Consider the following 7,447-nt stretch of genomic DNA (forward strand, 5'->3'; position numbering starts at 1 on the left):
TCGCGAAAGACTCAGGCGGCCTGTTCTATGTAGATGCAGCCGGCCGGCAGCGTTTCGGTTGCCTTCAGCTTCGGCGAATAGCGGTAGAGCGTCGAGCAATAGGGACAGACTTTTTCGTTGTCGTCGCCCATGTCCAGAAACACATGCGGGTGGTCGAAAGGCGGATTGGCGCCCGTGCACATGAATTCCTTCACGCCGATGTCGATTGCCTGATAGCCCGCATCGTTCTGAAAATGGGGAATGGAACCGCCTGCCATCGTCGTCTCCTTAACGCAGTCTCGTCTGCATCTGGATCATATCAGGCCTCTTTGCAAGTTCGATGAAATCAAACTGTCGCAAAAGCCTGTCAGAGGATAAGTTAAGCCGGTTAACGCATGGCCCCGAAGACCGACACCGGTTTTCGGCAAGGACCATGCGTCGCCTTGGAGTGGTAGAGCGTCCTTTGCGCGTCCTGAATGACGCGCGGCGCTTTAGCTGGCTGACGGTGTGGAAGAGCGGGAATCATGAACGAACTGAAGCCGGTGCAGAACGAATTCGTGGATGTCGAGGTGGCTCGTCCGGAGGGCGGCAACCCGGACCGGTTTGTCAACCGCGAGTTCTCCTGGCTGCAGTTCAACCGGCGCGTTCTCGAGGAGTCGCTGAACCTCAATCATCCGCTGCTGGAGCGCGTCCGCTTCCTGTCGATCTCGGCCGCCAATCTCGACGAGTTCTTCATGGTGCGCGTCGCCGGCCTCGCCGGCCAGGTGCGCGAGGGCATCACGCTGAAGAGCCCTGACGGCCGCACCCCCGAACAGCAGCTCGAACAGCTGCTGCGTGAGGTCGAGCGGCTGCAGGAAGACCAGCAGAAGAGCCTTTCGGCGCTCACCGTGCTGCTCAACAAGGAAGGCATCGAGAGCATCACCCGCGATGCGCTGACCAAGGACGAGAAAATCTGGCTGGAAGACCATTTCCAGGGGCAGGTGTTCCCGGTGCTGACCCCGCTGTCGATCGACCCGGCGCATCCGTTCCCGTTCATTCCCAATCTCGGCTTCTCGATGGCGCTGCAATTGCGCCATCGCAAGAACGGCGAAGAGATGAGCGCGCTGCTGCGCCTGCCGGTAGCGCTGAAGCGCTTCATCCGTCTGCCGGACCGCAAGCATCACGTCCGCTTCATCCCGCTGGAAGAGGCGGTCGGCCTCTATATCGGCAAGCTCTTCCCCGGCTATGAGGTCAAGGGCTCCGGCACGTTCCGCATCATTCGCGACAGCGATATCGAGGTCGAGGAGGAGTCCGAGGATTTGGTTCGCCTATTCGAAACGGCGCTGAAGCGGCGGCGGCGGGGTTCGGTGATCCGCATCGAATTCGACAGGCTGATGCCTGATGAATTGCGCGACTTCGTCGCCGGCGAGCTTGGCGTGTCGTCCAGCCGCATCAGCGTCTTGACCGGTCCGTTGGCGCTCAGCCAGATTTCCGAGATCGTCGCCGTTCCCCGCGACGACCTGAAATTCACGCCCTACAATCCGCGTTTTCCCGAGCGCATCCGCGAGCATGGCGGCGATTGTTTTGCCGCCATCCGCGAGAAGGACATCGTCGTCCATCACCCCTACGAATCGTTTGACGTCGTGGTGCAGTTCCTGCGCCAGGCGATGGCCGATCCGGAAGTGGTGGCGATCAAGCAGACGCTTTACCGCACCTCCAACGACAGCCCGATCGTGCGTGCGCTGGTCGACGCGGCCGAGGCCGGCAAGTCGGTCACCGCGCTGGTCGAGCTCAAGGCGCGCTTCGACGAAGAAGCCAACATCCGCTGGGCGCGCGATCTGGAGCGTGCCGGCGTGCAGGTCGTGTTCGGCTTTCTCGAGCTGAAAACCCATTCGAAAATGTCGCTGGTGGTGCGGCGCGAGGACGGCAAGCTGCGCAACTACGTGCACCTCGGCACCGGCAACTACCATCCGGTCACGGCGCGCATCTACACCGACCTGTCCTTCTTCACCACCGATCCGACGATCGCCCGCGATGTCGCCCAGCTCTTCAATTTCATCACCGGCTATGCCGAGCCGACGGACGAAATGCGGTTGGCGATCTCGCCGTTCACGCTGAGAAGCCGCATCCTGAAGCACATTGCCGACGAGATTGCCTACGCGGTGCAGGGGAAACCGGCGCGCATCTGGATGAAGATGAACGCACTCGTCGATCCGATCATTATCGACGCGCTCTACGATGCCAGCCGCGCCGGCGTCGAGGTCGACCTGGTCGTGCGCGGCATCTGCTGCCTGAGGCCGCAGGTTCCGGGCCTGTCGGAAAACATCCGCGTAAAATCGATCGTCGGCCGTTTTCTCGAGCACAGCCGCATCTATTGCTTCGGCAACGGTCATGGCCTGCCATCGGACGAGGCGATCGTCTACATCTCCTCGGCCGATCTGATGCCGCGCAATCTCGACCGCCGCGTCGAAACCATGGTGCCGATCACCAATCCAACTGTGCACGAACAGATCCTTGGCCAGATCATGCTGGGCAACATCATGGACAATCAGCAAAGTTTCGACGTATTGGCTGATGGAACCTCCCGGCGCGTCGTGCTGGAGGAGGGCGAGGAACCGTTCAACGCGCAGGAATATTTCATGACCAATCCGAGCCTGTCGGGACGGGGTGACGCGCTGAAGTCGCATGCGCCCAAGCGCATCGCGCAGTTCAAGCGCCGCAAGAAGAACGCAGCAGCGTCCGGCTGATGCTGTCTGATTCCCAGGGCCGGCTGCAGGACCGCCGACCGCTGTCCATCATCGACATCGGATCGAACTCGATCCGCCTCGTCGTCTATGAGGGGCTGGCGCGTTCGCCGACCATGCTGTTCAACGAAAAGATGCTGGCCGGTCTCGGCCGCGGCATCGTGTCGACCGGCAAGCTCGACCCCGAGGCGGTGACGCGCTCGATGGAGGAGTTCCGCCGCTTTCGCGCGCTCTCCGACCAGGCCGGCGCCGAGCATATGTATGTGCTGGCCACCGCCGCCGCCCGTGAGGCTATCAACGGTCCCGATTTCATTCACCGCGCCGAGGACGTGCTGAAGACCGAGATTCGTGTCATCAGCGGCCGTCAGGAAGCCTATTATTCCGCGCTCGGCGTCATTTCCGGCTTCCACCCGGCCAATGGCATCGCCGGCGATCTGGGCGGCGGCAGCCTCGAGCTGGTAGACGTCAGCGGCGAAGCGATCGGTGACGGCATCACGCTGCCGCTGGGCGGCCTGCGCCTGCAGGACATGGCGAAGAACTCGCTGGCTCAGGCGGCGAAGATCGCGCGTGACGAACTGGCGAAGGCCAAGCTGTTGAAAGGCGGGCAGGGCAGGCCCTTCTACGCCGTCGGCGGCACCTGGCGAAATCTTGCCCGGCTGCACATGGAAATGACCAACTATCCGCTTGGTGTCATGCACCATTACGAGATCTCGGCCGAAAGCGCGGCGAATTTCCTCAAGCAGGTGGCCAAGGCCGAGATCGAGAAGGTCAAGGGCATCGAAGGCGTTTCCAAGAACCGCCGTTCGCTGCTGCCTTATGGCGCCGTCGTGCTGCAGGAGATCATGGCGGCGATGCAGCCGTCGAAGATCATCGTTTCGGCTCTGGGTGTACGCGAAGGCTTTCTCTATTCGCTGCTCGATGAGGCGGAGCAGAAGGCCGATCCGCTGATTTCGGCCTCGGAGGAACTCGCCCGCCTGCGCTCACGCTCCGTCGCCCATGCGCATGAACTCGTCGACTGGACCGCCAAAACCTTTGCCGCTTTCGGCATCGAGGAGACCGAAGACGAGGCGCGCTACCGCCACGCGGCCGCATTGCTGGCCGATATCGGTTGGCGCGCGCATCCCGAATATCGCGGCAAGCAATCGCTCAACATCATTGCGCACGCCTCCTTCTTCGGCGTCGACCATCCCGGCCGTGCTTTCCTGGCCATGGCCAACGCCTATCGTCACGACGGCATCTTCAACGAAGCCATCGCCCCCGAGATCAAGGCGCTGGCGCCGCCGCGTTATCTGGAGCGGGCCCGCGTGCTCGCCGCGATGATGCGCGTCGTCTACCTGCTGACGGCGTCGATGCCCGGCATCATGCCCAGGCTGAAATGGGAACAGCGCGCCAACGGCGTGCTGGCGCTGGTCTTGCCGGCATCGCTGGCCGATCTCTATGGCGAGCGGCCGGCCGGGCGCCTGGCACAGCTGGCCAGGATCACCAACCGCCGGCTGGTGCTGGCTGTCGAGGGCGGGCCCAGCATGTCGGTGAAGTAGAGTCGGAGCAGAGCGGATTAGAACCTGCTCGGTCGAGTTTCTTCACACCCCTCTCTGTCCTGCCGGACATCTCCCCCGCAAGGGGGGAGATTGGCTGCTTCGTCGTCGGTGCTTTTTTCTTGCAACATTGAAGATTGGCGAAAGCCTGGATGACATCCGATCTCCCTCGTTGCGGGGGAGATGTCCGGCAGGACAGAGGGGGGGTGCTGTCCCGTCGACGTTTCCAACCCAGTCCGTCAGGCCAAACCGCGCCCGTCGACCGACCACGCTCCCGCACCGGCCATCGCCAGCGCAACGAACCCGCCTGCTATCGTAATGTCCTTCATCAGCATCTGCTGGTGCAGGAAGGCGAGCATCGCGTCGCCGCCGCCCTGGCCGTAATGGCCGATGAAACCGGCGGCAATGCAGAAGGCGGCGAGCAGCAGCGCTGCGATCCGGGTCTGGAAACCGACCAGGATGAGCAGCCCGGCGATCAGTTCGAATACTCCCGTGCCCCAGGCGGCAAGCGTCGGCAGCGGCAGGCCGAGGCCGGCGAAATAGCCTGTCGTGCCGGCAATATCGCTCAAAGCTTGGAAACCGGAGGGCACGAACAGGGCGGCGAGCAGCAGCCGGGAGAGCAGGAGCAGCGCGTTGCGGGGCATGTTCACCTCCGTTATCGGCCGCCGGCCGGCCTCGTCCGATGCCCCGATCCTAGAGCAATTCCAGGAAAAGTGTGAAACGGTTTTCCGCCCGGAATTGTGTCAAATCAAAGAGTTAGAGCGGTTGGCCGTTTCCGTGAAACGGTGAACTGCTCTAGCAGAAAACTCCGGCCGACAGATCGGCGGGCATGTACCAACAACGAAAAAGCGGCGCGGAAAATTCCGCGCCGCTCTTTCGTTCGGCTATTGCCAGTTTTTGGCTCAGCCGCGCTTGGCGTCGATCGAATAGGCACCGGCGCCCGAGGAAGCCAGCACGAGGAAGCCGCCAGCGATGGCGAGGTTCTTGAGAAACTGGATCATCTGCATCTGGTCAGCCCAACCGGTGTGGGCGACCAAGCCGGTAGCGACCGTGAAGATCGCCAGCACCCAGGCGACAATCCGGGTCTTGAAGCCGACGAGGATGGCGAGGCCGCCGAGAAGCTCGATCAGGCCGACGACAATGGCCGTTACGGTCGGCAAGGGCAGGCCGAGGCTGCCGAAATAGCCGGCCGTGCCGGTGATGGCGGTCAGCTTGCCGAAGCCTGAAAGCAGGAAGATGACGGCAAGCAGGACGCGGCCGAGGAGAATGGTGGTCGAGGCATTGGATGCGCCGGAACCGGCGACTGAAGTGTTGATGGACATGGTGGCTCTCCGGAAGGGGTTGATACCGGTGAGATAGAGCAAGCCGACTGTTCACCAAAGCCACCAGGTTGGCGACACATTGTTCACAGTACTTACATTTCCGTGATCGGGCGGCCTGCGAAAAATTCGCTTCAGGTCAGGTCGTGACGGGAGTAAATTCTCCCGTCGCCAAATACCGGGCTTTTGGTTGACGCAATTCCGGACGGAAAACCGCAAGACATTTTTCCTGGAATTGTTTACCCCGGATGCGTCATGTCCTCCGGCCGCACCAGCCGGTCGTAATCGGCTTCGCTGACCAGTCCGGTGGCGAGCGCTTCCTCGCGCAGCGTGGTGCCCTTCTTGTGCGCGGTCTTGGCGATCTTGGCGGCATTGTCGTAGCCGATGGTCGGCGCCAGTGCCGTCACCAGCATCAGCGAGCGGTCGAGTGCCGCCTTGATGTTGTCTTCGCGCGCCTCGATGCCGACGACGCAATTGTCGGTGAAGGAGACCGAGGCGTCGGCGAGCAACTGCACCGACTGCAGGAAGTTGTAGGCCATCAGCGGGTTGTAGACGTTGAGCTCGAAATGGCCTTGGCTGCCGGCGAAGGTGAGCGCCGCATTGTTGCCGAACACCTGCACGCAGACCTGCGTCAGCGCCTCGCACTGGGTCGGGTTGACCTTGCCCGGCATGATCGACGAGCCCGGCTCGTTTTCGGGCAGCGACAGTTCGCCGAGGCCCGAACGCGGGCCGGAGCCGAGGAAGCGGATGTCGTTGGCGATCTTGAAGAGTGCTGCGGCAGCCGCATTGATGGCGCCGTGCGAAAACACCATGGAATCATGGGCCGCCAGCGCCTCGAACTTGTTCGGTGCGGTAACGAAGGCGATGCCGGTGATGGTGGCGATGCGATCCGCCACCCTTTCGGCGAAGCCGACCGGCGCGTTGAGGCCGGTGCCGACGGCGGTGCCGCCTTGCGCCAGTTCCTGCAGGCCTGGCAATGTCAGCTCGATGCGCTTGATCGACGAGGCAACCTGCGCGGCATAGCCCGAAAATTCCTGGCCAAGCGTGAGGGGGGTGGCATCCTGCGTGTGCGTGCGGCCGATCTTGATGATGTGATTGAACTCTCTGCTCTTGGCGGCGAGCGCCTTGTGCAGGTGCTTCAGCGCCGGCAACAGATCGTGCACGATGCGTTCGGCGCAGGCGATGTGCATGGCCGTCGGATAGGTGTCGTTCGACGACTGGCTCATATTGACGTGGTCGTTGGGATGCACCGGCTTCTTGGAGCCCATGACGCCGCCCAGCATCTCGATCGCCCGGTTGGAGATCACCTCATTGGCGTTCATGTTGGACTGCGTGCCCGAGCCGGTCTGCCAGACCACGAGCGGGAAATGGTCGTCGAGCTTGCCGTCGATGACCTCTTGTGCCGCCTCGACAATCGTCTTGCCGATCGCCGGGTCGAGCCGCTGAAGGTCCATATTGGCTTCGGCCGCGGCCCGCTTGACGATGCCCAGCGCGCGCACGATCGATGCCGGCTGCTTTTCCCAGCCGATCTTGAAATTGCCAAGGGAACGCTGTGCCTGCGCGCCCCAATAGCGGTCGGCGGCGACTTCGATCGGGCCGAACGTGTCGGTTTCGGTTCTGGTCTTTGCAGCGGTCACGGGTCTCTCCTTGTCGAAGTCGGCAACGGCGTATCGCGTTGCACAAACGGCTTCAAGCGGAGATTGCGGACGGCGAGGATGCAAATCGGTTGAAGGTGCGGCGCTTCTCGCCTTCTCCCCTTGCGGGCCCGTTGCGTTATTAAGTTATAGGGGCAAGGAGGGAGGGTCGGGCCAATGTGGGGTGCCTTGCGGCTCGGGTTTGAGGCCGGATTGGCTGGGGTTTGACGGGTTCGGCGGATTTCGGGCGCAATGCG

The 7,447-nt window shown here is 62.5% G+C and carries 6 protein-coding genes; 2 read left to right on the forward strand and 4 right to left on the reverse strand.

From position 1 onward, the window contains the following. Nucleotides 1–11: 11 nt before the first annotated feature. Nucleotides 12–257 (reverse strand): zinc-finger domain-containing protein, encoded by a 246-nt coding sequence (locus tag NKJ04_RS17895; protein ID WP_027037845.1) that lies wholly within the window; start codon nt 255–257, stop codon nt 12–14. A 246-nt stretch (nt 258–503) separates the two neighbouring features. Between NKJ04_RS17895 and NKJ04_RS17900 the strand changes: the two genes are divergently transcribed. Next, nucleotides 504–2,705 (forward strand): RNA degradosome polyphosphate kinase, encoded by a 2,202-nt coding sequence (locus tag NKJ04_RS17900; RefSeq protein WP_128305382.1) that lies wholly within the window; start codon nt 504–506, stop codon nt 2,703–2,705. Beyond that, a complete protein-coding gene (gene ppx, locus NKJ04_RS17905; protein WP_352676938.1) occupies nt 2,705–4,240 on the forward strand; it encodes an exopolyphosphatase in 1,536 nt (511 codons plus the stop codon). The genes NKJ04_RS17900 and ppx overlap by 1 nt, the downstream gene beginning before the upstream one ends. A 236-nt stretch (nt 4,241–4,476) precedes the next feature. Here ppx and NKJ04_RS17910 read toward each other — a convergent pair whose 3' ends face one another. The 3 genes from NKJ04_RS17910 to fumC form a co-directional block, all read right to left on the reverse strand. Further along, nucleotides 4,477–4,881 (reverse strand): DoxX family protein, encoded by a 405-nt coding sequence (locus NKJ04_RS17910; protein WP_352676940.1) that lies wholly within the window; start codon nt 4,879–4,881, stop codon nt 4,477–4,479. A 258-nt stretch (nt 4,882–5,139) separates the two neighbouring features. Then, nucleotides 5,140–5,559 carry a DoxX family protein gene (locus NKJ04_RS17915; protein ID WP_127289105.1) on the reverse strand — a complete coding sequence of 140 codons (420 nt, stop codon included), beginning with the start codon at nt 5,557–5,559 and terminating at the stop codon, nt 5,140–5,142. Between the two features lie 236 nt (nt 5,560–5,795). Continuing rightward, a complete protein-coding gene (gene fumC, locus NKJ04_RS17920; RefSeq protein WP_352676942.1) occupies nt 5,796–7,193 on the reverse strand; it encodes a class II fumarate hydratase in 1,398 nt (465 codons plus the stop codon). Between the last annotated feature and the right edge of the window lie 254 nt (nt 7,194–7,447).

The sequence above is a fragment of the Mesorhizobium sp. M0618 genome (assembly GCF_040320765.1).
Classification (GTDB): domain Bacteria; phylum Pseudomonadota; class Alphaproteobacteria; order Rhizobiales; family Rhizobiaceae; genus Mesorhizobium.

What these genes read in the sequence shown, in the direction of transcription:
- NKJ04_RS17910 (WP_352676940.1), bottom strand. Translation starts at nt 4,881, where the DNA reads ATGCCCCGCAACGCGCTGCTCCTGCTCTCCCGGCTGCTGCTCGCCGCC.
- ppx (WP_352676938.1), top strand. Translation starts at nt 2,705, where the DNA reads ATGCTGTCTGATTCCCAGGGCCGGCTGCAGGACCGCCGACCGCTGTCC.
- NKJ04_RS17915 (WP_127289105.1), bottom strand. Translation starts at nt 5,559, where the DNA reads ATGTCCATCAACACTTCAGTCGCCGGTTCCGGCGCATCCAATGCCTCG.
- NKJ04_RS17895 (WP_027037845.1), bottom strand. Translation starts at nt 257, where the DNA reads ATGGCAGGCGGTTCCATTCCCCATTTTCAGAACGATGCGGGCTATCAG.
- NKJ04_RS17900 (WP_128305382.1), top strand. Translation starts at nt 504, where the DNA reads ATGAACGAACTGAAGCCGGTGCAGAACGAATTCGTGGATGTCGAGGTG.